This is a genomic window from Gammaproteobacteria bacterium, assembly GCA_029884425.1.
In the GTDB taxonomy this organism is placed as follows: domain Bacteria; phylum Pseudomonadota; class Gammaproteobacteria; order S012-40; family S012-40; genus JAOUHV01.
In genome coordinates this window covers 30,568-55,379 of the sequence record JAOUHV010000010.1, presented here as the reverse complement: position 1 = coordinate 55,379, position 24,812 = coordinate 30,568, and the positions used below count along the sequence as shown (strand labels likewise).

General features: G+C 54.8%; 25 protein-coding genes and 1 other RNA gene. 9 read left to right on the top strand and 17 right to left on the bottom strand.

Features of this window, described 5'->3' with window-relative positions; all coding sequences use genetic code 11:
• Nucleotides 1-17: 17 nt before the first annotated feature.
• From OEW58_04660 to hemC, 4 genes are read right to left on the bottom strand one after another with little or no spacing between them, the layout of a single operon-like run.
• Nucleotides 18-1,229 (bottom strand): hypothetical protein, encoded by a 1,212-nt coding sequence (locus OEW58_04660; protein ID MDH5300634.1) that lies wholly within the window; start codon nucleotides 1,227-1,229, stop codon nucleotides 18-20.
• Between the two features lie 3 nt (nucleotides 1,230-1,232).
• Nucleotides 1,233-2,474, bottom strand: coding sequence for a uroporphyrinogen-III C-methyltransferase (locus tag OEW58_04655; protein MDH5300633.1), 1,242 nt, complete (start codon nucleotides 2,472-2,474; stop codon nucleotides 1,233-1,235).
• 33 nt (nucleotides 2,475-2,507) lie between these two features.
• Nucleotides 2,508-3,296 (bottom strand): uroporphyrinogen-III synthase, encoded by a 789-nt coding sequence (locus tag OEW58_04650; GenBank protein MDH5300632.1) that lies wholly within the window; start codon nucleotides 3,294-3,296, stop codon nucleotides 2,508-2,510.
• A complete protein-coding gene (hemC, locus tag OEW58_04645) occupies nucleotides 3,286-4,212 on the bottom strand; it encodes a hydroxymethylbilane synthase (protein MDH5300631.1) in 927 nt (308 codons plus the stop codon). The genes OEW58_04650 and hemC overlap by 11 nt, the downstream gene beginning before the upstream one ends.
• Before the next feature lie 160 nt (nucleotides 4,213-4,372).
• Between hemC and argH the strand changes: the two genes are divergently transcribed.
• On the top strand, nucleotides 4,373-5,770 hold the full coding sequence (argH, locus tag OEW58_04640) for an argininosuccinate lyase (GenBank protein ID MDH5300630.1): 1,398 nt from the start codon (nucleotides 4,373-4,375) through the stop codon (nucleotides 5,768-5,770).
• A 19-nt stretch (nucleotides 5,771-5,789) separates the two neighbouring features.
• On the opposite strand, the gene OEW58_04635 is transcribed toward argH, so the two are convergent.
• A complete protein-coding gene (locus tag OEW58_04635; protein ID MDH5300629.1) occupies nucleotides 5,790-6,632 on the bottom strand; it encodes a sensor domain-containing diguanylate cyclase in 843 nt (280 codons plus the stop codon).
• Nucleotides 6,633-6,868: 236 nt separating this feature from the next.
• On the opposite strand from OEW58_04635, the gene OEW58_04630 reads away from it, so the two are divergent.
• The 3 genes from OEW58_04630 (at nucleotide 6,869) to lysA (ending at nucleotide 11,137) form a co-directional block, all read left to right on the top strand.
• Nucleotides 6,869-9,685 carry a class I adenylate cyclase gene (locus OEW58_04630; protein ID MDH5300628.1) on the top strand — a complete coding sequence of 939 codons (2,817 nt, stop codon included), beginning with the start codon at nucleotides 6,869-6,871 and terminating at the stop codon, nucleotides 9,683-9,685.
• A gap of 69 nt (nucleotides 9,686-9,754) precedes the next feature.
• On the top strand, nucleotides 9,755-9,883 hold the full coding sequence (locus OEW58_04625) for a lipoprotein (GenBank protein ID MDH5300627.1): 129 nt from the start codon (nucleotides 9,755-9,757) through the stop codon (nucleotides 9,881-9,883).
• Between the two features lie 6 nt (nucleotides 9,884-9,889).
• The gene (gene lysA / locus OEW58_04620; GenBank protein ID MDH5300626.1) at nucleotides 9,890-11,137 is read left to right on the top strand and encodes a diaminopimelate decarboxylase; all 1,248 of its coding nucleotides are present in this window, start codon (nucleotides 9,890-9,892) and stop codon (nucleotides 11,135-11,137) included.
• A 34-nt stretch (nucleotides 11,138-11,171) separates the two neighbouring features.
• Here the strand turns inward: lysA and OEW58_04615 are convergent, their stop codons facing one another.
• The 8 genes from OEW58_04615 to OEW58_04580 form a co-directional block, all read right to left on the bottom strand.
• On the bottom strand, nucleotides 11,172-12,047 hold the full coding sequence (locus OEW58_04615) for a fructosamine kinase family protein (protein MDH5300625.1): 876 nt from the start codon (nucleotides 12,045-12,047) through the stop codon (nucleotides 11,172-11,174).
• Complete coding sequence (locus OEW58_04610) at nucleotides 12,044-12,382, bottom strand: hypothetical protein (GenBank protein ID MDH5300624.1); 339 nt, start codon at nucleotides 12,380-12,382, stop codon at nucleotides 12,044-12,046. Before OEW58_04610 ends, OEW58_04615 begins: the two co-directional genes overlap by 4 nt.
• 9 nt (nucleotides 12,383-12,391) lie before the next feature.
• Nucleotides 12,392-13,108, bottom strand: a complete 717-nt coding sequence (locus tag OEW58_04605) for a glutathione S-transferase N-terminal domain-containing protein (protein MDH5300623.1) — start codon at nucleotides 13,106-13,108, stop codon at nucleotides 12,392-12,394.
• Nucleotides 13,081-13,539: an EVE domain-containing protein gene (locus OEW58_04600; protein ID MDH5300622.1), complete on the bottom strand. Its 459-nt coding sequence runs from the start codon at nucleotides 13,537-13,539 to the stop codon at nucleotides 13,081-13,083. Before OEW58_04600 ends, OEW58_04605 begins: the two co-directional genes overlap by 28 nt.
• 5 nt (nucleotides 13,540-13,544) lie before the next feature.
• Nucleotides 13,545-14,138 carry a 5-formyltetrahydrofolate cyclo-ligase gene (locus tag OEW58_04595; GenBank protein ID MDH5300621.1) on the bottom strand — a complete coding sequence of 198 codons (594 nt, stop codon included), beginning with the start codon at nucleotides 14,136-14,138 and terminating at the stop codon, nucleotides 13,545-13,547.
• Nucleotides 14,139-14,152: 14 nt separating this feature from the next.
• Nucleotides 14,153-14,331: non-coding RNA, 6S RNA (gene ssrS / locus OEW58_04590), on the bottom strand.
• 69 nt (nucleotides 14,332-14,400) lie between these two features.
• A complete protein-coding gene (locus tag OEW58_04585; protein MDH5300620.1) occupies nucleotides 14,401-14,718 on the bottom strand; it encodes a cell division protein ZapA in 318 nt (105 codons plus the stop codon).
• Entirely contained in the window at nucleotides 14,715-14,948 is a 234-nt protein-coding gene (locus OEW58_04580) for a TIGR02449 family protein (protein ID MDH5300619.1), read from the bottom strand. The genes OEW58_04585 and OEW58_04580 overlap by 4 nt, the downstream gene beginning before the upstream one ends.
• Before the next feature lie 97 nt (nucleotides 14,949-15,045).
• Between OEW58_04580 and OEW58_04575 the strand changes: the two genes are divergently transcribed.
• The 5 genes from OEW58_04575 to OEW58_04555 are packed head-to-tail and all read left to right on the top strand — an operon-like array spanning nucleotide 15,046 to nucleotide 19,669.
• Nucleotides 15,046-15,330 carry a hypothetical protein gene (locus tag OEW58_04575; GenBank protein MDH5300618.1) on the top strand — a complete coding sequence of 95 codons (285 nt, stop codon included), beginning with the start codon at nucleotides 15,046-15,048 and terminating at the stop codon, nucleotides 15,328-15,330.
• A gap of 2 nt (nucleotides 15,331-15,332) precedes the next feature.
• Nucleotides 15,333-15,905: a UPF0149 family protein gene (locus OEW58_04570; GenBank protein ID MDH5300617.1), complete on the top strand. Its 573-nt coding sequence runs from the start codon at nucleotides 15,333-15,335 to the stop codon at nucleotides 15,903-15,905.
• On the top strand, nucleotides 15,905-17,218 hold the full coding sequence (pepP, locus tag OEW58_04565) for a Xaa-Pro aminopeptidase (protein MDH5300616.1): 1,314 nt from the start codon (nucleotides 15,905-15,907) through the stop codon (nucleotides 17,216-17,218). The genes OEW58_04570 and pepP overlap by 1 nt, the downstream gene beginning before the upstream one ends.
• Before the next feature lies 1 nt (nucleotide 17,219).
• A complete protein-coding gene (ubiH, locus tag OEW58_04560) occupies nucleotides 17,220-18,440 on the top strand; it encodes a 2-octaprenyl-6-methoxyphenyl hydroxylase (protein ID MDH5300615.1) in 1,221 nt (406 codons plus the stop codon).
• Nucleotides 18,437-19,669 carry a UbiH/UbiF/VisC/COQ6 family ubiquinone biosynthesis hydroxylase gene (locus tag OEW58_04555; GenBank protein ID MDH5300614.1) on the top strand — a complete coding sequence of 411 codons (1,233 nt, stop codon included), beginning with the start codon at nucleotides 18,437-18,439 and terminating at the stop codon, nucleotides 19,667-19,669. Before ubiH ends, OEW58_04555 begins: the two co-directional genes overlap by 4 nt.
• A 67-nt stretch (nucleotides 19,670-19,736) precedes the next feature.
• On the opposite strand, the gene OEW58_04550 is transcribed toward OEW58_04555, so the two are convergent.
• The 4 genes from OEW58_04550 to OEW58_04535 form a co-directional block, all read right to left on the bottom strand.
• A complete protein-coding gene (locus OEW58_04550; protein MDH5300613.1) occupies nucleotides 19,737-20,573 on the bottom strand; it encodes a helix-turn-helix transcriptional regulator in 837 nt (278 codons plus the stop codon).
• Between the two features lie 831 nt (nucleotides 20,574-21,404).
• Complete coding sequence (locus tag OEW58_04545; protein ID MDH5300612.1) at nucleotides 21,405-22,319, bottom strand: PhzF family phenazine biosynthesis protein; 915 nt, start codon at nucleotides 22,317-22,319, stop codon at nucleotides 21,405-21,407.
• Nucleotides 22,320-22,385: 66 nt separating this feature from the next.
• On the bottom strand, nucleotides 22,386-23,921 hold the full coding sequence (locus tag OEW58_04540; GenBank protein ID MDH5300611.1) for a GGDEF domain-containing protein: 1,536 nt from the start codon (nucleotides 23,919-23,921) through the stop codon (nucleotides 22,386-22,388).
• Nucleotides 23,922-23,978: 57 nt separating this feature from the next.
• Nucleotides 23,979-24,794 (bottom strand): endonuclease/exonuclease/phosphatase family protein, encoded by an 816-nt coding sequence (locus OEW58_04535; GenBank protein MDH5300610.1) that lies wholly within the window; start codon nucleotides 24,792-24,794, stop codon nucleotides 23,979-23,981.
• Nucleotides 24,795-24,812: the final 18 nt, after the last annotated feature.

Sequence of the window (24,812 nt, the reverse complement as noted above, 5' to 3'; positions counted from 1 at the left end):
GTCGGCTGCAAAAAGCTCTACGACTTCAACACCAACTTTTCCCGCTGTTGCGATGCAGCAGCCAATCCTTTGCGATAACACTCGCGTGCGGCGTCGGTGTTATCGAGTTTTTCCAGTACGGTTGCCAGATTAAAATAAATTTCCGGCTCGGCTCCTTGTCGCGTCGCCGCTTCAAGATAAGTGCGCGCCTTGCCCCACAGGCGGGCCTGCATTGCGACCCGGCCAAGCGCCTGCAACAACACCGTGTCGCCCTGATGGCCGGGCAACAAGGTTTTTTCCATCCAGCCTAGCGCCTGTGGTGCATTGGGCAAGTGCAGCAAACCAAACAGATAAACCAGTTGCTCGTTCCACTGCTGCGCCAGCGATGCGCGCAACAATGATTCGGCCTGCTCCATGTCACCGCGCACGATGACGTAGCGCAGATAGCGACCAAGCACCGCCGCATCTTCGCGCCAGCGCTTGGGGATAGCTTCCCAGACATTGGTCAGTTCGGTTGTATCCTCGGCGTTGCTCGCCGCTATCAGTTTGCCCTGATAAGCCAAACGCTCCAGCTCCTGCAAACGCGTTTCGGGCAATACCTTGCGACGATACAGTTCGGGCAACAATACCAGCATCGCTTCCCAGTTCGACAACTGCTCGTAGACACTGATCAGCAACAGCAGCACATGCGAATTTTTTGGATAACGTTGACGCAGCCGTTCCAGCAAAGTCTGCGCTTCATTCCACTCGCCGGAGTCAATTTGCAGTTCGGCGCGAATCATGTCGACCGCGGCATCATCACCGCCAGCAAACTGGTGCGCCAATTTCAGGTATTCGTCGCGTCGCTCGGCCGCGCCCTGGGCCTGGGCTGCCTTGGCCGCCGCCAGATAGGCCGTGCGTGGATTGTTGCTGTCCTTGACGTAGGCCAGCAGATTTTTTTCGGCTTTTTTCCATTCACCTTCGGCAGAGGCCAGCAGACCTTTGTTCAAGGTGTCATAGGCCCGTTGCTGATTGCGCTGCGCTCGCCATTTGCGGTAACGCTCTGGCCCAAGACGAATATTATTGACCACGGTCACCACCACATACAGCAGCAACACGGTCAACACGGTCAGAATCACAAACAGCACCAGCGACATTTCAACCGTGTATTTTTGGTAGCTGATCAGCACGTGCCCCGGGTCTTGTCTGAGAAACACTGCCAGCGCACTGCCTCCCACCAACACCGCCAACGTCAACACAAGCACTTTCATCGATTACTTTCCTCCAGCCGCAGCGACAGGTGGAAAAGCATTGCCACCACCGATACGACTGCCATCTGCTTTGATACGCGGAAGCACAGTGTGCAGCGTACGCAGAGACGCGCTGATGTCCGGCAGGGCTGGATTTAACTCGGTGACATCCAGCTCGTTGAGTTTGGCCAGCATAGCGCGCACTGGTGGCGCATCCATGTTGAAGTGACCTTTGATCCAGCGCTGGGTGTCATGCAAATTGCTGCGGTAAAGCGTGGTGTCATGCTGCATCAACGCCAGGCGAGCCTGTTCCAGCTTGAGCTGCAGATTTTGATAAAGGAACGCAGATTTTTCCGGTGGCAACGTCGGCTCCACTGGCCGGTCGTTAACCCGCACCACAATCAGTTGCTTCAAGGATTCCCAAATCATGCTGGGCAGTTCGTCAAAACGATGCGACTGCTCGGCACTGCTGGCTTGACGCTGCGCCTCTGGCTGCCATTTGCCGCGCAACGGCAGTTCGACAATTTGCGTCGACAAGGCCGCCAGCGTACTGGAAATGGCTACACGATCAGGCGCGGAATATCGTTCCAGCGAGCCAATTTCAGCGGCGATGGTTTCGCGCACATTCAGCAGCGCCGGATCGCCAACTGATTTCAAGCGCAAATCGGCCAGGCGCAACGCCTCAATTGCGGTTGGCAAATCGCGTTCAAGCTTCAGCCGATGATTGGCAACCTGCAGCAGGTAGTCTGCCTCGCGCAGCATCCAGCCGCGATTGGTGTTGCCGATGCGGGCATACACACCCTCCAGACTGATGCGCAGCGCTTCCTGTTCCTGTTCGATTCGCTGCTGCCGGCTGGTTGCTTCCACCAGCCTTTCCACCGCCTGCGTCACCGATTGGCTGGCCTGATTCTCCAGGGTTTGCTGACTGGCAATAATGTCGGTTCGTAACTGCGCCATGTCGTTGCGCACGGATGACACCACACCCTCGGCGCGCTGCGCTTCGTCCTGCTGCAGACGCTGCATTTGCATCCACATCCAGTACATGCCGCCGCCCGAGGCACCCGCCGCCAGGATGGCCAACACCGCCAGCGTAACTGCGGTTTTGCTGCCACCGGAATGCGTGCGATGCGCACCACTCGCTCGCGGGTGCGACGTCTTGTGCTTGCCATCATCGGCCTTGGCGGTGGTCGCTGTCGTGTCAACCGCGGGCTCGGCCACCTTTGCGGTTGCCGCTTCTATAACGCTATCGTGTTTGTCGTCTGCCATTTTCAACCTTCACCTCAATCGCACACATCAGCTTCACGTCGGCGTCTGCGCCGATGCTCGCCAGCGTTCCACTGCCATCAACACCGCCTGATCACTGGCCTGATCTGCCAACAATATGCGGGAAAATCCCAATTGCTGCGCCGCCTGCACGCCTCGCTCGCTGACCACCACCAGTGGCGTCGCCAATAACCAGCGCCGCCCCAGTTGCCCAACCATGTCGTACAGATTACTCAAACCTTCGTTACTGGTCACCGTGACCAAGTCGATATCTCCGCGAGCCCAGGCACGCATCAACTGCGACACATCGGCTCCAGGCTTCACCCGTCGATAGACCTCGGCATATTCCACCTGGGCGCCACGCTGCTTCAGCGTTTCGGCCAGCACTTCGCGACCACCTTCGCCACGGAAAATCAAAATGCGCTTGTTGACCACCTGTTGCAATTGTGGCATTTCCAGCAAGGCTTCGCTGTCAAAGCGAGTGGCGGGAAAAATATCGGTTTCCAGCCCCATCTTGGCCAATGCCTTGGCACTGGCGCGGCCCACCGCCGCGATCTGCAACGATGCGGGAAATTCACGCTGTGCGCGCACCAGATTGACGGCGCGCTGCACGGCGTTGGGACTGATGAAAATGGCAATGTCGAACTGGTCAAGGCGATCAATCTGCGCCTGCACTGACGCCAGATCCTGCGGATCGGCAATTTCCAGCACCGGAAACCGCACCGCCCGGCCGCCTGCGGCCTCAATCAGTTCGCACAGCGGACCGGCCTGGTGCTCGGGGCGCGTCACCAGCACCGAGACACCGGCCAAAGGGCTATTTGCCATAAACCTCTTTCAGAATTTGATCTGCGCCACGAGAAAGCAGGTCTTCCGCCAGAATGCGGCCCAACTCCTCAGCGTCTTCCAGGCGACCGGTAATATCACCACGCAGCGTCTTGGTGCCATCGGGACGACCAACCAGACCACGCATAAACAGATTGCCATCGACAATTTCCGCATAGCCACCGATCGGCACCTGACAACCGCCTTCCAGACGATTGTTCATGGCACGCTCGGCCTTGACGCGAATGGCGGTAGCTTCGTGATTCAGTGGCGCAATCAGCGCATTGACGCGCGGATCATTGCTGCGGCACTCGATACCTACCGCGCCCTGGCCCATGGCGGGCAGGCTGAAAGATGGATCAAGGAAATCGGCAATGCGGTCATGGAAGCCCAGACGAATCAGACCGGCAGCAGCCAGAATGATGGCGTCGTATTCACCGGCATCCAGCTTGGCCAGACGGGTGTTGACGTTGCCGCGCAAGGAAATGATTTCCAGATCAGGACGACGCTCGGCAATCTGCAGCGCACGGCGCATGCTGGAAGTACCGACCTTGGCGCCCTGGGGCAGCTCGTCGAAATTTTTGTAGGTGTTGGAGACAAACGCGTCGCGCGGATCTTCGCGCTCGCAGATGACCGCCAGATGCAGACCTTCGGGGAATTCCACCGGCACATCTTTCATGGAGTGCACGGCGATATCGGCCTCGCCTTCGAGCATGCCGACTTCCAGCTCTTTAACGAACAGGCCCTTGCCGCCCACCTTGGCCAGCGGCACATCGAGGATCTTGTCACCCTGGGTGACCATTTTCACCAGCTCGACCTGCAGGCCGGGGTGCAATTCTTCCAGACGGGCTTTCACCCACTCCGCCTGCCACAGAGCCAATGGACTGCGACGCGTGGCAATTTTCAGTGTTTCTGACATCGGTAAAACCTATCCCTCAGGGGCGCTTATCGGACCGGGCCTCGTAAGCACCTGTTGTTGTGCAAAATGGCCCCTAGCATATCACCGATGGCGGCTGTCTGGCAGTCGGAAATAGTCTATAATCCCACCCCATTTTGATCCCGAACAAGCAGAGAAGCGCATGTCCGATTTACACAATACCGCTGGCTACAAACCCTGGGGTGGCCGTTTTTCCGAGCCGACCAACGTTTTCGTTGAAGCCTTCACCGCCTCCGTTACCTTTGACCAGCGCATGTACGCTCAGGACATCGCCGGCTCCATCGCCCACGCCACCATGCTGGCCAAGGTCGGCGTGCTGACCAACGACGAGCGCGACGCCATCATTGCGGGCCTGACCGAAATCAAGGCTGAAATCGAACGCGGCGAGTTCACCTGGTCGGTATCACTGGAAGACGTGCACATGAACATCGAAGCACGCCTGACCGACAAAATTGGCATCGCTGGCAAGAAACTGCACACCGGCCGTTCGCGCAACGACCAGGTGGCCACCGACATGCGCCTGTACCTGCGCGACGAGATCGACGAAATTCAAGGCCAGATGCGCCGTTTGCAGACCGCATTACTGGATTTGGCAGAAAAAGAGGCCGACACCATCATGCCCGGCTTCACCCACCTGCAGGTGGCCCAGCCCGTGACCTTCGGCCACCACATGATGGCCTGGTTTGAGAATCTGGTACGTGATGCCGAGCGCCTGAGCGACTGCCGCAAGCGGGTAAACATCCTGCCGCTGGGCGCAGCCGCCCTGGCCGGCACCACCTACCCCATCGACCGCGCCTACACCGCGCAGTTGCTGGGTTTTGAGCGTCCGACCGAAAACTCGCTGGACAGCGTCAGCGACCGCGACTTCATCATGGAGTTCTGCTTCGTCGCCTCGGTGACCATGACCCACCTGTCCCGCGCCTCTGAGGAGCTGATCATCTGGTTGTCGCAACAGTATGATTTTATTGAGATGGGCGATGCTTTCTGCACCGGCTCATCGATCATGCCGCAGAAGAAGAACCCCGATGTACCCGAGCTGATCCGTGGCAAAACCGGCCGCGTCAACGGCAACCTGATCGCACTGCTGACCCTGATGAAAGGCCAACCACTGGCCTACAACAAGGACAATCAGGAAGACAAGGAACCGCTGTTTGACTCCATCGACACCCTGAAGGCATCGCTGCGGGTATTCGCTGACATGATCCCCAGTATCAAGGTGAAGCGCGACAACATGCGCGCCGCCACGCTGAAGGGTTTCTCCACCGCCACTGACCTGGCCGACTATCTGGTGCGCAAGGGCGTGGCCTTCCGCGATGCCCACGAAGTGGTGGGCAAAGCCGTGGCCCACGGGGTCAAGACAGGGCTGGACCTGGCTGCGATGGAATTGAGCATATTGAAGGGATTTTCCTCGGTGATCGAGGATGATGTCTACAAGGTACTGACGCCGGAAGGTTCAGCCGCTGCGCGCAACCACATCGGTGGCACCGCCCCGGCCCAGGTACGCGCCGCGATCAAGCGTGCCCGTAGCAAATTGGCATAAACGCGACAAAGTGACCGTCCTACAGGACGGTCACTGCTTCGGCGGTATCCGCCCGTGCATTTTCCAGCGCGGAGTGTACCCGCCGCATCAGCAAGGCAGTATCGTCGCCCTTCTGCCAACCGCTGATACCGAACGCCACATCCAGCTCCAGCTTCACCTTGGGATCCGCCGCCAGAATCAAACCGGTCATGCGCTCTTTGAGCTTTTTCGCCAGAATCTGCGCGTCAACGGTCGAAGTTTCGGGCAGAATCATCAAAAACTGCTTGTCATCAATCCGCCCAATCAAGTCGACCCAGCGCAACTGGTCGCGCAGGAAATATGACAACGACACCAGCGCCTGATCCGTCAGTGCCTCTGGTTCAGGCACATTGGCGTTAATGCCGCGCAATTCCATCACCATTACCGCCAGGGGATTGTCATAACGACGGCTACGCGAAACCTGGGGTTCCAGTGAGGTAAATATCGCCCGGCGATTGAGCAAACCGGTCAAATTGTCGGTGGTTTTCAGGTTATCTACCTGGTAATTCAGCTGATCGTTCTCATTGCGCAAGCGCATGATTTCCGAGGCATCAGCCCAATAGCTGGCCTGCTGGCCGCCCTCCAGGGCCTGGGAAATGCGAATAAACCAACGCACCACGCCTTTTTCCACCGAGGTCTGGCGAAACAGCTGGGCGTTCTCCACGCTGGGCTTGAAGTGCGCCGCCATCATGGCGTCTTCCGTCTTTCCCGCCAGTTGCTGCAGCTTCACGCCCAGTTGCTTGCACATGGCATCGTTGGCCCAATTCAGCTTTCCGTTGGCGTCAGTGATCCAAATGCCCATCGGCACATGGTTCAGCGCTTCTTTTGCTATGGATGCATCCATCCTGATCCGCTCCTCAACTATCGCTAAGCCTGTCAAAAACTCACTATTGTCACATTATGCACAAACAGCGCCAGTGCCTCCCTCAACAGGACGCAGAAACACGCCGGCGGCCCGCGAAACAGCCTAAAGTCGATAGCGCCAATGCGCGATAACCCATTATCGACGCCGACTCATTTTCGCCTTTTCTCCGCCGTACGGCCTTGAAAGGGCGCATAGGGATATACACTGTCAGAAACATGAGCATTGAACAAATACAAACAATCCGACAAAACTTTGTCACGCTCAACCAGCAGCGCCTGCAGCGTACGCTGGAACTTATGCGCGCCAAGCAGGCCGACATCATTGGCGTGCTCGCGCACCTGTTTCATGTCAATCAACAAAAACTGCCGGGTTTTGCCGGCAATGAAACCCCCAGCGGCATCGCCAACTACAACAGCTCCGAAGAAACCCTAAAACTGGTCCAGAAAACCTTTGGCCGGATTGAGCACGATCGCCGCGTCCAGGTCAAAAACGACATCGAAGCACTGTACATCATGGGAAGCTGCGGCTCACTGGCGTTTTCCAAGGACAGTGACTTTGACATTTGGCTGTGTCATTCACCCGAACTGAACGCTACCCAACTTCAGAAGCTACAGCAAAAAGCCACCGGTATCGAGCAATGGGCCGCCGAAAAGGGTCTGGAAGTCCATTTCTTTTTGATGAACGCGGACAATTTTCGCAATGGCAACGTCGCCGAACTGTCCAGCGAAAGCAGCGGCAGCACGCAACACCAACTATTGCTGGATGAGTTTTATCGCACCAGCGTTTGGTTGGCCGGCAAATATCCGCGCTGGTGGTTTGTGCCCGTGGAGCAGGAAGCCAACTACGACAGCTATAGCCAGCAACTGATCGATAACGGTTTTTTGCACAGTGATGAAGTTATCGACTTTGGTGGCGTCCCCGCCATCCCTGAAAAAGAATTCTTTGGCGCGTCTGTCTGGCAGATTTACAAAAGCATAGATTCGCCCTACAAATCCATTCTCAAAATCACCCTGATGGAAGCCTACGCCAATGCGGGCAAGGCGCTGATCTCCCATCAACTGAAACACGCTGTTCACGAAGGCAATAACGATGCGGAGCAACTTGACCCTTACGCCATGCTGCTCAACTACCTGGAAAATTATCTGCAAAAACGCGACGAGCCTCTGCGACTTGAACTGATTCGCCGCAGCTTTTATCTCAAACTGCATTTGCCACTAAGCGGCGATACACACAAAGAGAACTGGCGCCACACCCAAACGCGCAGCCTCACCGATCGCTGGGGCTGGAACGACACTCAAATCAGCCTGCTTGATCATCGCGAAGACTGGAGCGTGTTCGAGGTCATGGACGAACGCAAGCTGCTGGTCGAACACTTGACAAAAAGTTACCTGTTTCTTTCTGATCGAGCGAGACAAAACAACAGCGACAACCTGATCAACTCCCGCGACCTCACCATTCTTGGTCGAAAACTGTATGCCGCACTGGAAAAACGTCCCGGCAAACTGGAAATTTTCAGTCGCGGCATCAGCAAGAGCATCAGCGAAGAATGCGTCACCATTATTCTTGGTTACAACAAATCCGGCGAAGCCCGCTGGCTGTTGTATCGCGGCAAAATGTCACCCAGCGAAGTTCAGCACTACGTGCCTGTCAAACAATGCAGCAGCTTGGTAGAGCTGCTCAGCTGGTGCCACGTCAACCAAATCATCACCAACAGCAGTCAAATTTTAGCCTATGCGCAAGCCACCGGTTTGACCTCCAGCGATTTAAAACAAACCCTGGATCATTTGCGCCAAGTGATTCCCAGCCCGGACAAACTCAACACTGAAAGCAAAGACTTTCTTCGTCCCGCTCATATCACCCAGGGTATTTTATTCATCAACGCCAACATCCCGCCCAGTGCAATTTTCTCCGGCAACATCAAAGGCGTCATCAACGGTACGACCGACGTATTGCATTATGGCCATGACGACGAAACACTAATCACGTCACTCGACTTCGTCCACACCAATAGCTGGGGTGAAGTTCACGTCAACAGTTACTCCGGCACAGAAGGTCTGGCACTGTGGATTTGCGATTATCTCAACTGGGCCAAACTCAATCAGCAGCAACAGCAAACAATGTTTGACGTCCCACTGTTTTGCCAAACACCACATATCGGTCAGCGCATCCAGGGCTCGATTCAGGAATTGTTTGATTTTATCAACAAGGCATTTTTGCCCAACCGCGTCCTGGACACCAACAATCGACTGATTTTTGAAGCCGCCAAACGCTATTATCTGATCGATTTTGAAAACGACAAGGCCCAACACCAAACGCTGCGTGGCTCACCAGAAATCATCGCGGCTCTGTATCACGAGAAAGATCAGCCACAAAAAATCTGGCTGGAAAAAAATTCACTGCGCCCCACGCTGCTGCGCCCGATGTTCGACAACTTTGAAGCACAGCGCATTGAGGTTTTTTATTACGTCAGCGGCGACCAGGGGATCATCTACACGCTGGATGACACAGGCTGTTTGCATGCCCACCGCCTGAAAGCAAATCTGCTTAAAACCCAACTGCTGCACTACTACGCCTTTTTGCGCAGCTACCTGATTCAAACACGCTTTTCCGGCAGAGATCAACCCGAGGCGCTCAACCAGTTCCGCACCACCCAGCACGAATTGCTGGCCTTTTTTCACCTGAAAAAAGAACCCATCGGCTACGTGGCAAAACAGCAGGACAATTTGGCCCTGGCGGGCCTGGGACGCGAAACACTGCTCAAAGCACTCGGCAGCATGCGCAATGGACGGAAAGTGTTCTCCTTCGAGTGCAACGGCAAGCTGTTCAGCTCCGCCGAGCACGGCAATAATTTATTCCTCCACGTAGCCCAATACTGTGCCCAGCAAAACGTCCTGCCGATCATTTCCTGCCTTGAGCTGGACCACGCCCTGGTCGGCCTCAATGCTGACAAACGTATCCCCCTGCACCACTTCATCAAGTATCGTCGCGTACTGGAAGACAAGCTGCGCCTGGCCGTACAGAAAATTGCCTGATACGCCGCGTGACGCCCCCGCCCGGCAGTTGCTAGAATAGCGCCTGTTTTTGTCCCATTGGATATCGTCATGGCCCGCGCAACCACAATACTGCTCATTCTGCTGCTGGTCGGCTGTGGTCAAAAAGGCGCACTCTACCTGCCTGATGACGACACCCGCACCCAATCAACCAGTCAACAGACCAAACCGAAGCCGTAAAAACTCATGGATTTTTTTGAATACAAACAAGGCACTTTGCACGCCGAACAGGTTCCCGTCAGTCGCATTGTTGAACAGGTGGGTTCGCCCTGTTACATCTATTCCCGCGCCACCCTGGAACGCCACTGGCACGCCTTCAACAACAGCTTTGGCAACCACGAGCACCTGGTCTGCTACGCAGTCAAGGCCAACTCCAACCTGGGGCTGCTCAACGTTCTGGCTCGCCTGGGATCAGGTTTTGACATTGTTTCCGGCGGCGAACTGTTCCGCGTACTGCAGGCAGGCGGCGACGCCGGCAAGGTGGTTTTCTCCGGCGTGGGCAAAACCCGCGAAGAAATGCGCTACGCACTTGAGCAAGGCATTCACTGCTTCAACGTCGAATCCATTCCTGAACTGGACCGCCTGAACGAAGTCGCCGCCGAGATGCGCAAAACCGCGCCGATCGCCCTGCGCGTCAATCCAGACGTCGACGCTGGCACCCACCCGTACATTTCCACCGGCCTGAAAGAAAACAAATTCGGCATCGACATCAACCAGGCTGCCGACATCTATGCCCGTGCGGCAAAGATGCAGCACATTCGCATCAAGGGCGTCGCCTGCCACATTGGCTCGCAGCTGACCTCATTGTCCCCCTTCCTCGATGCGCTTGATCGCGTACTAGCGCTGGTGGACACGCTCGAAGCTCAAGGCATTCAGTTGGAACATCTGGATTTAGGTGGCGGCCTGGGCGTCACCTACAACGCGGAAACGCCACCACAGCCAGCGGAATACACCAAGGCAGTCATTGAGCGTCTGGGCAAGCGCAAACTGCCACTGCATATCGAGCCTGGTCGCGCCATCGTCGCCAACGCCGGCATACTGGTAACTCGGGTGGAATACATCAAACACACCGAGCACAAGGATTTCGCCGTGGTTGATGCCGCAATGAACGATTTGCTGCGACCATCGCTGTACAGCGCCTGGCAAAAAATCATTCCAGTCAAGGAACACAGTAAAACCAAAGCCAGCCACTACGACATCGTCGGTCCGGTTTGCGAAACAGGTGACTTCCTCGGCAAGGATCGCGAGCTGCGCATCGAGCAAGGCGACTTGCTGGCGGTGCGTTCATCAGGTGCCTACGGATTCAGCATGAGCTCCAACTACAACACCCGCCCGCGCGTGGCCGAAGTCATGGTGGATGACACCGTCTTCCACGTAATTCGCGAACGGGAAAAACTCGACGACCTGATTCGCGGCGAAAAGCTGCTGCCGTAACATCAAAAAAGGCCGGTTTTCACCGGCCTTTTTTTCAGTGCAATTCTGCCAATAATTTGCGCATCATGCTTTCCGCCTGTGATGCATAACCGCCGCCAAACAAATTGGCGTGATTGAGAATGTGGTACAGATTGTAGAGCGTCTTGCGAGTGACATACCCCGCATCCAGCGGCCATGCTTCGTTATACGCCGCATAAAATTCGCTATCAAACCCTCCAAACAATTCGGTCATCGCCATGTCTGCTTCACGATCACCAAAATACAAGGCTGGATCAAACAACACCGGCGTGCCAGTTTCATCAAAGGCGTAATTGCCGCCCCACAAATCACCGTGCAACATGGAAGGTACTGGCTGGTAAGCCGTGAAAAACAGCGGCAATTTTTCAATCAATGTCTGCCCCAGGATTTGCAGCGAACCAGACACGCCGTTGTCACGCAATAATTTCAGCTGCCACGCCAAACGCTGCTGACCATAAAATGCAATCCAATCGGCGTTTTCTTCATTTTTCTGAGGCGTCGCACCTATCGTATTGTCGCGCCACCAACCAAAACGCGACTGAGTCACCCGGTGCATCGCTGCCAACTGCTCACCCAATTGCTGCGGCGAACCACGGCCAGACAACTCCAGGTACTCCATCAACACGAATGCCTTGTCATCCAGAATGCCAGTGCAATAGACCTGCGGCACACGAATAGTATCGGTGGCCAACATCGCTTTGAGCGCTTCAAATTCGGCCTCGAACATATCCAGCAAGGCGGCATCGTTGAGCTTGACGAAATAACTTTGCTCCTTGCCCTGTAACACCCAGGCATCATTGATATCACCACCGCCCACACGTCGGGCAGCTACAAAGTCGAACTGTTCCAGCGTCACTTCGGGAATAACGTCGACCAGCTCGGCCCAGTTCATTCTTTTGCTCGCTTGGCCGCCAACGCTTCCGCATTGAACGCATCATCTATCGCCACCACAGTGTGCTCCAGCATGCGAAATCCGTCCACAGGCGCATCATCGGCCATGTACTTCAGCCGCAGCGGCCCCAGCGATTTGACCGTCACTTCGCGCACCACTTCGCCAGCGGCGCTCTCGCAGTGATTGGCTGCCGCAATCGCAACAACCATTTCTGCCGCCAGTTGATGCTGATGACTGCCACTACGCGCCGCATCCAGCGTCTGCTGCGCATCGCCCTGCATAAACTCAAATTTGGTGTGGTGCTGAAAATAGTCCAACAGTTGTGCCAAAGTCATAATTTCCTCTCATAAAGGACGCAGCAACGCCTGCTGCATATTCACGCCAGATTCCTGCTCAATACGCTGCAAATAATAAAGCAGGTCTATCGGCAAGTTTATGCCATCCATCAGTTGCAGCGGAAAAAAATCCGCCGCCAGCAAACAATCGGCAATACTCAACGACGGCATGTAATATTTTTGCTGGCCGAGCAGGCGAGCCAATGCTTTCAGACTGGATAGGGCTTCCAATTGCGCATACAGGGCATAACGATCACTGGCCAACGCCTCAACAGACACACCCAACTGGCGCTGCACCCGCTGCGTGTAATCTCGCGCACTGCGCTCATTTCCACCCACGTCAACATAGGCCAACATCAATGGCGCGTACAGACGCTGAAAATAGCGGTCAGCCTGACTGCGCCAGTTCAGCAACGCCTGCCACGCATCAGCATCAATACAATCATTCACCAACGCGGGAGATTGAGGGAATAACTCATCGATTTGCCAAAGGATTTGTTCTGAGTCCTGCAGCAAGCGTCCATCGGCCAATTGCAGCAATGGCACTTTGCGTTGCACACCAAGATCAAAGAAGGTTTGATCGTCAAAATAATCCAGCGCATGAACTTCTACATTTGCGCGTTTAAAGGCCAGTGCCAATTGCACTCGCTTCGCCGCAACCGACGATTCAAAATAAAAGAATCTGCCGGCTTTCGCCACTACTCCAAACCCAGAATATGAAACCATTGATCCGGCGTAACCGGCATAATGGACAGACGCATGCCTTTTTTGACCAGAGGCATCTCTTGTAGCGCAGGATCTTCCTTAATTTCTTTCAGCGAAATGGTTCGCTTGAACTTTCGCACCAATTTAACATCCACCATAAACCAACGAGGATTGTCTGCGGTGCTTTTGGGATCAAAATATTTTGATTCGGGATTCCACGAGGTGAAGTCAGGGTAGGCTTCGCGCACAACTTCAGCAATTCCCACCACACCCGGAACATCCGCATTGGAGTGATAAAAAAACACCTGATCACCCACACGCATTTCATCGCGCATCATGTTGCGCGCCTGATAATTACGCACTCCGTCCCAATGCTCGGTTTGATCTGCACGCGATGCAAGGTGATCGATTCCAAAAACATCCGGCTCGGATTTCATTAACCAATACTTCACGTCATTCACCTATTTTTAAACCAGATCAACCGGGTTTCGGTCACAATACCATCCAGCGGCACATCCCACGACTCTATCGGCAGAGAATCCATCTGCTGAAAATCATACGCCACGCCCAGCAAAATCGGCTTGCACCAATGGCGGCGATGGCGCAAATATGCAAATGTGCGATCATAAAATCCACCACCCATCCCTAGACGATTGCCCTGCGCATCAAATGCCACCAGCGGCATCAACACCAGATCAATTCTCCGACCATCGCGCATATTCGCCATCCGCGTTTTCGGCTCAGGAATGCCAAAGCGATTTTTTTGCATCACACTGGTTTTATCAAACGGCGCAAATCGCATTCGCGCAAATGCGCGCCCCTGTACAACCGGCAAATAAATTTTACGCCGTTGTCGCCAACAGGCTTCAACAAAAAAATGCGGTGATAACTCACCGTCATTGGTCAAATAGCAGGCGATATTTTGAAACGAGGCAAAACGGAAATGCCTGGCGAGCTGTGTGAGCAAACATCGCGCGGCGTGTTCACGCTGCACGAGCGACAAAGCCCGTCGTTTGACGCGCATCTGGCGCCGAATTTCGTTTCTGGTCATGGGGAATTTAGGAGGCGTACTCCACCTGCGCCGCAACGCTCACTCTTCTCGAACCCAACGGTTCAAGTGGGAACAGCAATTAGTGCATTAGGCTTTCCGTCGTGCGGACATGCACACAGCACCAAGGTTAGTTCCCTAAAGAAGATTATCGGCTCAAGAAATATAAGAGCATCCACGAACGCCGTAGAGCACGCCAAAACTGGAACTTACTGCTATTTTATACCCGGAAGGAACACGAACGCCAAGAATTTATTGGGATATTTTACATTTCAAGCTGTGAGCACTCATCCAGCACGGTGTCAACCCGATGCTTGAGACCTGCCAAACGCTGCCCCAACGCCTTGGCGCTGTTTTTTTCTGCATCCTGTTGATCCAGCAGCTCATGCGCCAGATTCAACGCAGCCATCACCACAATTTTTTCACCGCCAACAACGCGTCCGCCATTTTTGATCTGATTCACTTTTTCGTTCAAATGTTGCGCGGCGCGTAATAGCGCATCTTTTTCCTGGTTACTACAGGCAATACGATACTCCTTCCCCAGAATATCAATCACTACCGTAATCTGGTTGTGGGAACTCATGCTTTTTCTTCCATCTCTTTCAAACGAGTGATGATGGACTCAACGCGATGACGCGCTATGTCATTGCGATCGATCAACTCCGCACGCTCCGCCAGCAATCGCGACACCTGCGCTTTTAATTCGTGATTGTCTTGCTGCAGCTCTTCCACCAAACGAATCAAGGACTCCACCGCCTGCTCAAGCGAGTCCACGCCCAGGGTCTGCAGCTGCTGTTCAATATTTTTATTCATTTTTGCCACCCCAATCCGCCCACCAAAGAGCTCAACCCCACGACAATTTTCCGTTAGAATGCTAGCATTTTCCGCGATTAAGCTAAAGCGAAATGGCATGACCCATACTCCACCACCGTCGGCGCACGCCACCATTGTCGATGGTCAAACACCGAATGGCCGCCCTTGCCGGGTGGTCGACAATACCGGCGAAATCCCTCGCCTCGAACTGGAACAGTTCCTAAACCTGCTGATCGAGCAAAAGCAGTTTGGCATCAAAGGGTTGTCCGGCAGCGATGGCAGCATTAAACTTGATCAACCGCGCGCGACCCACATCCAGTTCGGTGAAACATTGTACCGTCTGTTATTATTTCCCTACGAAGCACGCATAGAGGCATTCTAAAAATGGAGCAATCTCGTCAACAGGTTGATTTTTTCCGACTCAATCAATCCCTGTCATCCGCTCGTGCCGAAGCCGATGCCGCCGAAGCCCATGGCATTTTGTGCGGCCTGTTTTGTGCCACCGGCCAAAGCGCCAAGCAGCTCTGGATTGAGCAGATCATGGGCGATTACGACCCGCAAAACCTGCTGCTCAAAGAAGCACTGAACCTGCTGTCCGAGATGCATGACATCACCATTGAACAATTTCAGCAAGGCCAGTTTGCCCTGCAACTAATGCTGCGCGCAGACGTTGAGCCACTGGAAGAGCGCGTTCAGGATCTGGGCGAGTGGTGCCAGGGATTTTTGTATGGCCTGACCATTGCTGGCATCAAGGATCTGGACAATCTGCCCAAGGACGCCCGCGAAGTGCTGCAGGACATACTGCACATTTCCAAGGCCGACTTTGACGATAACGAAGACGAGGACGCCGGCGAATCCGCCTATGCCGAGGTTGTCGAATACGTGCGCATCGGCGCATTGGTCGTCTACGGCGAACTCAATCACCCTAACCAAGCCGAAAGCAAAACCATTCATTAATGCTCAAACTCAGCCGCAACGAATTCAAACAACGCCGTAAAAAGCTGCTCGCTCAACTGGGCAGCAACGGCATGGCCATTATTCCCACCGCGCATGAAGTCAAACGCAATCGCGACACCGAGTTTCGCTTCCGCCCCCACAGCGACTTCCACTATCTGACCGGCTTTGCCGAACCGGAAGCCGTCGCGGTGTTTCTGCCGGGACGCAAGGAAGGCGAATATGTGCTGTTCTGCCGCGAACGCGATCCACTGATGGAAACCTGGCATGGCCGCCGGGCTGGACTGGAAGGCGCAGAGCGCGATTTTGACGCCCAACAGGTGTTTGCCATTGATCAACTGGACGAGATCATGCCCGAGCTGATGGCCAATCGCGACAGCGTCCACTACCCCTTGGGCGACGACAGCGAATTCGACGCCATGGTCATTGGCTGGCTGGGTGAGGTCAAACAAAAAGCCCGTCAAGGCATAGGCGCCCCCAAGGCACTGCTCAGCTCGGACGACCTGATTCACGAAATGCGGCTGTTCAAATCCAGCGAAGAAATCAAACTCATGCGCCATGCGGCCAATATCAGCGCCCAGGCACATACCCTGGCTATGCAGCGCTGCCAACCGGGCATGCTGGAGTTTGAAGTCGAAGCAGAAATCCTTGGCCATTTCCGTCGTCATGGCTGCGAAGTGGCCTACAACTCCATCGTCGGCTGCGGCCACAACAGCTGCATCCTGCATTACATCGAAAACAACATGGCGCTGAATGACGGCGACCTGCTGCTCATCGATGCCGGCGCCGAGTATCAATACTACGCTGCAGACATCACCCGCACCTTCCCGGTCAACGGCACGTTCAGCAAGGAACAGGCAGCGCTGTACCAGGTCGTCCTGAATGCACAAAAGGCTGCCATCAAGGCCGTCAAACCCGGCAATCCCTGGAACAAACCGCACGACGTGGCAGTACAGATCCTGACTCAAGGTTTAGTCGATCTGGGCCTGCTCAAGGGCGAGGTCAAACAACTGATCAAAGACGAAGCCTATCGTCGTTTCTACATGCACCGCACCGGCCATTGGCTGGGCATGGACGTGCACGACGTCGGTGCCTACAAACAAAATGGCAAGTGGCGCGAACTGCAGCCCGGCATGGTACTGACCGTCGAGCCCGGCCTGTACATCGAGCCCGGCGCCAAAGGCGTTGCCAAAAAATGGCATGGCATCGGTATCCGGATTGAAGATGACGTGTTGGTCACCGCTGACGGTAACGAAGTACTTACTGCCGGCGTTATCAAGGAAATTAAAGACATCGAAGCACTCATGGCAGGGTGATATGAACCACGACTACGATATCCTGATCGTCGGTGGCGGCATGGTGGGCGCCAGCATGGCCTGTGCGCTCGCACCGCTGCCGCTGCGCATTGGCCTGATCGAAGCCTTTCCGTTCCGCTCCGAACAGCAGCCCAGCTACGACGTCCGTGCCATTGCCCTGGCCCAGGGCAGTCAACGCATCATCGACAGCATGGGGCTGTGGCCAGACATGCAGCCCGGTGCCACGCCGATTCTGGATATTCATATTTCCGATCGCGGCCACTTTGGCGTCACCCGTCTCAATCATCGCGAAGAAGGTGTGGCAGCGCTGGGTTACGTGGTAGAAAGCCGCTTCGTCGGCCAGGCGCTCAAGCGCGCCCTGGATCAGCAACCGCAGATTGAGCAAATCATTCCCGCCCGCCTGACCCAACTGCAAACGGACTCACAAGGTGCGCAACTGACCATCGAACAAAACGGCGAGCAGCGTCAGCTAAGCGCTCGCCTGGTGATCGCTGCTGACGGCGGTGATTCGGTTGTCCGCCAGCAATTACAGATCGACACACACAAGCGCGACTATCAGCAAACGGCAGTGATCTGTACCGTCTCCAGCGAGAAAAAACACCAGCATGTCGCCTACGAACGCTTCACCGACAGTGGCCCGCTGGCGCTGCTGCCGCTCAGCGAAAACCGCCTGTCGCTGGTATACACCGTCAAAAATGATCAACTCGACACCCTGATGGCACTGGACGATGAAGCCTTCCTGGCGCAACTGCAACAACGTTTTGGTTTTCGCCTGGGACGCTTTACCCGCTGCTCGGCACGCACCGCCTATCCATTAGCCTTGATGCGCATTGAGCGCGACATCGCCCCCAGCACGGTGTTCATTGGCAATGCCGCCCATACTGTTCACCCGGTAGCCGGCCAGGGATTTAATCTGGGCATCCGTGATGTTGCCACTCTGGCGGAATTGATCGCTGATGCAGTACGCAATCAACAAGACATCGGCAGCGACGCACTGCTGCGCGCGTACTCGCAGTGGCGTGATCGCGACCAGCGCGACGTTGCCCGCTTCACCGACAGCCTGATTCGAATTTTCACCAATCCCCTCGGGCCGGTAGAAATGGCGCGCAGCAAGGCACTGGGACTCACCAATCTGATTCCGCCCATCAAACACGCCCTGGCGCGTCAGGCCATGGGCCTGCGTGGTCGACTGCCGCGACTGTCACGAGGATTACCGCTATGAATTCACCGCTGCAATATGATGTCGTCATCGTTGGTGGCGGCATGGTGGGCGCTGCGATTGCCTGCGCGCTCGCGCCTCAGGAATTGCGCATCGCCGTGCTGGATGCCCATGAGGCCCGCACCGACTGGCAACCCGACCAGCCCTTCGATTTGCGCGTCAGCGCCATTACTCGCGCTTCGCAACGCTTTTTGACTGCCGTTGGTGCCTGGCCCAACATGGTCGCCCGCCGGGTTCATCCCTATCACGACATGCGGGTGTGGGACGCCACCGGCCAGGGACAGATTCATTTTGACAGCGCCGAACTGGCCGAGCCGGATCTAGGCCACATCATCGAAAACTCCGTCATCCAGGCAGCCCTGGTCGAGCGCATGCGCGATTTTGCCAACATCCACTACTTTGCGCCCAGCAAGCCCGTGGCCCTGCACACCGACGCCACACACGCCCGACTGCAACTGCAGGACGGTCGCGAACTGCACAGCAAACTGCTGATCGGCACCGATGGCGCGCGCTCCTGGGTACGCGAAACGCTGGGCATTCAAACCACCGGCTGGCCGTATGGCCAAAAGGCAGTCGTGTGCGTGGTCACCACCGAACACAGCCACCAGGACACTTGCTGGCAGCGCTTTCTGCCCACTGGCCCGCTGGCGTTTTTGCCCATGGCCGGCAATCACAGCGCCATTGTTTGGTCGACCAGTCATGAACAGGCCGAAGAATTACTCGCACTGGATGAAACCGACTTTTTGCAACGCATGACCGATGCCCTGGGCGACACGCCACTGGGACGAGTCGCCAGCACTGGCAAGCGCGCTGCGTTTCCGCTGCGCCTGCAGCACAGTCACGAATACGTGCGCGAACGCGTTGCCCTGGCTGGCGATGCCGCTCACGCCATTCACCCGCTGGCTGGACAGGGCGTGAACCTGGGACTGCTGGACGCGGCGGCACTGGTGGAAATGATTAGTGATCGTCTGCAACAGGGGCGGGATTTTGGTCGCCGGCACAACCTGCGTAAATACGAGCGTGCGCGCAAAAGCGACAACCTGCTGATGATGGCCTCCATGGATGGTTTCAAGCGGCTGTTCAGCAACGATATCCGCACACTGAGCCTGGGACGCAATCTGGGACTGGATGCCATGGACCGGCTGGCACCGCTGAAACACGAAGTTATCCAGCATGCCATGGGACTGAAGGGCGAGCTGCCGCCGCTATCGCGCAATCCCAACCAGGCCTAGAAAAAAACAATGCCCGTGAATGCGGGCATTGTCACCTCGATAGCCGTCAGAGGGGAGGGAAGCCTGACTAGCCGTATTGAGACTGTAGCGCCATTTTCAGATATTGGTTGGGCCGCAAACCCACCAGCTGGCGGAAGGTGTTGCTAAACGCGCTGATGCTCTCGTAACCCACGGCATAGCACACACTGGAAACATTCATCCCCGGGCGACTAAACAAATCCAACGCCTTGATGACGCGCGCAACGCGCAGGTAAGTGGAAAACCCCATACCCAATTCGTTCTGGAACAAGCGCATCACCGTCCGCGATGACGCACCAAAGCGACTCGCCAAATCCTCAACCTGAATATCCTTCTCCAGGTGTGCGATCACGTGTTCCAGCATTGGCCGCAACCGAACATGATCGGTCGTCGGCAAGGTCAATGGCATTGTTGCTGCTGCCCACTGAGGCAATAAAATCCGCAAGGTATGGAAAAAGCTGCGCTCAACTTCATCAGGATTGGTAGTCTGGCTGTTCCAGATTTTGGTGTAATACACCATTTCCCGCGCCAATGAACTGATAGGAAATACATTCAAATCGCGCAACACCACCTCTTCGGGGCAGGGTTCATCAAAATAAACCGTCCGCAGGTATAATTCCGGTGAGGCTGAATTCATGCGGTGCTCCATGTTCGCCGGAATCCATGCACCGTGGTGTGCGGGCAATAACAAACTGCGGCGCTTGTTCTGCAAATGCACTACTCCGCCCTCGGCATACAGCAACTGCGCCTTGTTGTGCCTGTGCCAATCGGAGGTAAACGGCCCGGTCTTCACGTGCTGGGAATACCACGACCGGTTTATTCCATCCACATCAACGCGGTTGATATCCTGTCTCGCCGGCGTCAAGCGCGAAGCCAACTCGATCATCCTCTTTCTCCAGTTCTGCCATTAAACGAAGCTGCAAATTTCCAGCTATAGGAATGTTAAGCATACTGTGCATTTTTACGCCGCAACAAACAATAATCCCATAGTACTATTGCTGGTTCTTATTTGCCTATGTTAAACATTCGATCGGTGGGATATCGGAGCATTCGCATGGTCGTGAGAATTCTTCTGCCCGACAAATCGCTCGTCGTAGTTTCCCGTTGGTGACCAACGTCAATAGTAGTCGCACTTTCCTTATTTTTCCGCAACGACGCACCATATACTTCAGCAATAACAGCGAACACCTTTGCACCAAAATGTGGAAACGTAAAATTCTGCCGTATCCGAACAAACATATTTTGCCGTTTAACGACAACGCAGCAGAACATCTCATCCGTCAACACCACTTCCAGTTGCATCTGCACGACAAACGCTCTGTACACCCAAAATATTCATCCGCCGAACAACGGCATCGGCCAAACAAATTAGATCGCCAACATGATTGCTCGCAACAAATCGCATCAGGTGATTGATAACTGCGTCTGTTTATTTTGACTGGTTAGGGTTAGGAATAAACGAGGGAAGATACGCGCTTCTTCCCCGGCCAAGAAACCATCCGAGTTCCTCGACCAGGGTCAAACTCCGTCCATAGAAGATATTCCGCGTCCTGCGCAACTGCGCGGTTTGCAGTTCCAACAACATCATTCAATCCGTGGAACGACCCAGTCTCCTGACCGCAATCGGCATGCACTGCAAACGCCCGCATAATACACGCACACGATATAAGTTTCTTGCTCGAAAGCGACAATTTCTCGGCAAAATGCGCAATAACGGCTATTCCGGCACAGTCATCAGTCCCTCGGCGACAATCACCGAGCTTCCGCCCACCTTTACCGTCATTACATTGCCATTGCGTTTTACTGCCTGGACCTCCAGAAAGCTGGGACGCTTTAGTTCAAAGCCCTGCTCCACAATCCAGCGGAATTCCGCATCGGACTTGCTCGAACGCATCGCCAACGCCCCGGCCAAGGCACTCGCCGCGCTGCCGGTGGCAGCATCTTCAAAAATACCCAAGCCTGGCGCAAAGCACCGTGCATGGAGGTGCGAACTGGGTAATATGGCCTCGCGTGCATACAAATAAATTGCCGCCGCTTCGGTTTGCTGCAGATATTGCTTCCACACCAGATAGTTCAGCTTTGCCCGCGCAACATCTGCCAGCGAATTTAACTCCACCAGCAGATAGGGTACACCGCATGATGCCGTCTGGATGGCGTGCTCATCGCTGACAATATCTCCCACCGCCAAGCTCAACATTGAGGCCACGATCTCGCGACCGGGGACATCATTACCCAACTGTGGCCGCACAGCCGTTGTCAACTGGGTGTATCCGGGCTGACCATTACGCGAACGAATCTCTACCGGCACCTGCCCCACGCCTTCTTCAAACACCACACGTGTGTCGCCAGATTCCAGATAGATGGCGCCTATTTTTGCCAATAAAAACGCCGCGCCCACCGTCGGATGTCCCGCGAAAGGCAATTCACAGCGAGGAGTAAAAATTCGCAATCGATTTATGCATTCAGGATTTTTTGATTCGGTGACAAACACCGTTTCGGAAAGATTGAGTTCACCGGCAATTAACTGCATTTGCCTATCGGTCAGCACCCCGGCCTCGGGAAACACCGCCAACTGATTACCACCAAAGATCTGATCCGTAAAAACATCCAGCGTGTAGTACCGAAGTTTCATCGCCAATCTCAATCATGAAAACATTCACGGTACCATAAACACCGGTGACCGCCAAACCCAACCGTTTCAGCCTGATATGACGCGATTTCGTCCTTGTTCTTTTGCCCTGTACAACGCCTGGTCTGCACGTTCAAACAAGGTGTGCGGCGTATCGCCTTCGCGCAACTGGGTTACACCGGCAGAAATCGTGATTTGTACCGGTTCGCCACGAAACCGGAAATTGGCTTCCTGAACCGCCAAACGCAGCTTGTCAGCTACATTCATCGCTGCAGCCAAATCTGCGCCAGGCATAAACAGCGCAAATTCTTCGCCGCCATACCTGGCAAGAAAATCAGTTTCACGAATTTTTCCTGCAACAATTTTTGCTATGCTACGCAGCGCATTATCGCCGGCAGCATGTCCATACGAATCGTTGATACGTTTGAAAAAATCAACGTCCCACACCACCAACGCAGAGTCTTGATGAAACCTGCGCCAGCGCGCCAATTCATGCGCAATGCGTTCATCATAGGCCAGACGATTACCCAAGCCTGTCAAACTGTCCGTCACCGCCTGCTTGCGCTCAAACACAATACGCTCGCGCAATTTCTTCGCTTCGCCTTCAACCTTGCTTAAACGCTCCTTGAGCTTTTTGACTTCGAGTACAGCCTCGCTATGTTGTTGACTCTGATTGGAGCGAAACACACTCAAGTGGCCAGTAATATTTTTGAGTTGTAAACTGATATCGCGCCGAAGGTTATCAATATCTTTACTCGCCGTAATAGTCGCATGCAGACCCTGCATTTCTTTGCTGACCGCATCGTTGAGCTGCTGACCCTCTTGTTGCGATCGCAACAAGTTTTTTTCTGAGCCCGACAAAAATCCATCCATGTCATCCAGCCGCTCGGTAACGCCCTTCAAGAACTGTTCTGTCTCAAGACGTTCGGCGTGAATTTTTCCGCGAATATCAGCCGCCATGTCGGCAATTTCTTCCAGCACCCCAGACCAGGCTCCCTGCTCTACGCCTTGTTCCAGACTTTTTCTGAGCGTCTGCAGACGCTGACTAACTTCTGATGGCAGACTCAACCGTTCTAATAGCTGAACCATGATTTCTGACACCATCAGCGAACACACTTGCGCACTGGCGTTCTGCTCGCCAACACTGATCAGCGGCTGTAACAACGCTACGGAAGCATCCAGAATTTCAATAAACTCCTCGGGCTGGTGCGCTTTTTCAATACGCCCAACCAATTCTTGTAGCGTTATCTGGCGGCTATCAGGCAGGCTCAGTTTGCTGAAAAAATATTGCAGATGGTGCAGGTCGGTGACCGAAGAATTTTCTTTTTTGGCAGATGACGGCTGCAAGCTGCGATGCGCCAATTGCTCACTCGCGGCTTTAAGTGCGGCCAAATCGACCGAGCCTTTCACCGCATCACGAATAACCCGGATCAGGTCATTCGCGCCCTCCGTGTGATCCAGCTGGTGTGTAAGGCGACTGATCGCCGTACACAGCGTTGCCTGGTCCTCCGACCAACGCTGCTGAGCCTGTTGATGCTCACGTTCAGCGTCCTCCAACATCAAACGCCAACGATCAACATCACTCCCTTTTGTTCCTTCTGCCATGGCTGTACTATTCCTGTCCGATTGAGAATAACTTCATATCACCCGACAGTTGTGCACTCAGGCGACAAGTTTGATCGCTTCGGGAATCACTACTTCCATACTGATCGGCAAATGGTCTGAGATATCAACCTCACTGAGGACGTGCATATTCTCAACTTTCAATGTCGGCGAAACCAAAATGTGGTCCAACATGCGGTTGGGACTCCAGCTCGGGAAAGTGTGCATGTCCAGCAAGGGTTGCTGCAAACCAGTTTTATCCAGTAACCAGCGCATTTCCTCACTGCCCGGCTGGCAGTTCATGTCACCCATCAGCACAATATGGCGGTAGCCACGCACCATTTCCGCCACATATTCAAACTGCTGCATACGCGCGCGCCGGCTCAACGCCAGGTGCATCTGCACCACCACCAACGGATCGGTTGGATCACCAAAACGCGCCATCATCGCCCCACGCCCCGGCATGGTTCCCGGCAGCTTGTGGTTTTCGACATCCAGCGCCGGATAACGCGTCAACAGACCATTGCTGTGACAGGCAATGTGACCAAGATTACGGTTGCGCTGTTGATACCAGTGCTCAAAGCCCGCCCGCTCGGCCAAATAGTGCACCTGGTTGACGAAACTGCTGCGCAGACTGCCCGAATCCACCTCCTGCAGGCCGACCACGTCATAATCACGAATCACCGCCGCAATGGCATCCAGATTGTGAAAATGCGAACCGTGCGGCAGGACATGCTTCCAGCTGCGCGTTAGATAATGGTGTGGACGGTTGGAGGCTATCCCCACCTGAATGTTGTAACTCAACAGTCGCAGTCGCCGCTCGCCCACTGGCGACTCACGCCAATGCCTTGTTAGATTTTTATTAGAATCAGGCATTTAGTCTCCCATAACAAG

What these genes read in the sequence shown, in the direction of transcription:
- OEW58_04660 (MDH5300634.1), bottom strand. Translation starts at nt 1,229, where the DNA reads ATGAAAGTGCTTGTGTTGACGTTGGCGGTGTTGGTGGGAGGCAGTGCG.
- OEW58_04655 (MDH5300633.1), bottom strand. Translation starts at nt 2,474, where the DNA reads ATGGCAGACGACAAACACGATAGCGTTATAGAAGCGGCAACCGCAAAG.
- OEW58_04650 (MDH5300632.1), bottom strand. Translation starts at nt 3,296, where the DNA reads ATGGCAAATAGCCCTTTGGCCGGTGTCTCGGTGCTGGTGACGCGCCCC.
- hemC (MDH5300631.1), bottom strand. Translation starts at nt 4,212, where the DNA reads ATGTCAGAAACACTGAAAATTGCCACGCGTCGCAGTCCATTGGCTCTG.
- argH (MDH5300630.1), top strand. Translation starts at nt 4,373, where the DNA reads ATGTCCGATTTACACAATACCGCTGGCTACAAACCCTGGGGTGGCCGT.
- OEW58_04635 (MDH5300629.1), bottom strand. Translation starts at nt 6,632, where the DNA reads ATGGATGCATCCATAGCAAAAGAAGCGCTGAACCATGTGCCGATGGGC.
- OEW58_04630 (MDH5300628.1), top strand. Translation starts at nt 6,869, where the DNA reads ATGAGCATTGAACAAATACAAACAATCCGACAAAACTTTGTCACGCTC.
- OEW58_04625 (MDH5300627.1), top strand. Translation starts at nt 9,755, where the DNA reads ATGGCCCGCGCAACCACAATACTGCTCATTCTGCTGCTGGTCGGCTGT.
- lysA (MDH5300626.1), top strand. Translation starts at nt 9,890, where the DNA reads ATGGATTTTTTTGAATACAAACAAGGCACTTTGCACGCCGAACAGGTT.
- OEW58_04615 (MDH5300625.1), bottom strand. Translation starts at nt 12,047, where the DNA reads ATGAACTGGGCCGAGCTGGTCGACGTTATTCCCGAAGTGACGCTGGAA.
- OEW58_04610 (MDH5300624.1), bottom strand. Translation starts at nt 12,382, where the DNA reads ATGACTTTGGCACAACTGTTGGACTATTTTCAGCACCACACCAAATTT.
- OEW58_04605 (MDH5300623.1), bottom strand. Translation starts at nt 13,108, where the DNA reads ATGGTTTCATATTCTGGGTTTGGAGTAGTGGCGAAAGCCGGCAGATTC.
- OEW58_04595 (MDH5300621.1), bottom strand. Translation starts at nt 14,138, where the DNA reads ATGACCAGAAACGAAATTCGGCGCCAGATGCGCGTCAAACGACGGGCT.
- OEW58_04585 (MDH5300620.1), bottom strand. Translation starts at nt 14,718, where the DNA reads ATGAGTTCCCACAACCAGATTACGGTAGTGATTGATATTCTGGGGAAG.
- OEW58_04580 (MDH5300619.1), bottom strand. Translation starts at nt 14,948, where the DNA reads ATGAATAAAAATATTGAACAGCAGCTGCAGACCCTGGGCGTGGACTCG.
- OEW58_04575 (MDH5300618.1), top strand. Translation starts at nt 15,046, where the DNA reads ATGACCCATACTCCACCACCGTCGGCGCACGCCACCATTGTCGATGGT.
- OEW58_04570 (MDH5300617.1), top strand. Translation starts at nt 15,333, where the DNA reads ATGGAGCAATCTCGTCAACAGGTTGATTTTTTCCGACTCAATCAATCC.
- pepP (MDH5300616.1), top strand. Translation starts at nt 15,905, where the DNA reads ATGCTCAAACTCAGCCGCAACGAATTCAAACAACGCCGTAAAAAGCTG.
- ubiH (MDH5300615.1), top strand. Translation starts at nt 17,220, where the DNA reads ATGAACCACGACTACGATATCCTGATCGTCGGTGGCGGCATGGTGGGC.
- OEW58_04555 (MDH5300614.1), top strand. Translation starts at nt 18,437, where the DNA reads ATGAATTCACCGCTGCAATATGATGTCGTCATCGTTGGTGGCGGCATG.
- OEW58_04550 (MDH5300613.1), bottom strand. Translation starts at nt 20,573, where the DNA reads ATGATCGAGTTGGCTTCGCGCTTGACGCCGGCGAGACAGGATATCAAC.
- OEW58_04545 (MDH5300612.1), bottom strand. Translation starts at nt 22,319, where the DNA reads ATGAAACTTCGGTACTACACGCTGGATGTTTTTACGGATCAGATCTTT.
- OEW58_04540 (MDH5300611.1), bottom strand. Translation starts at nt 23,921, where the DNA reads ATGGCAGAAGGAACAAAAGGGAGTGATGTTGATCGTTGGCGTTTGATG.
- OEW58_04535 (MDH5300610.1), bottom strand. Translation starts at nt 24,794, where the DNA reads ATGCCTGATTCTAATAAAAATCTAACAAGGCATTGGCGTGAGTCGCCA.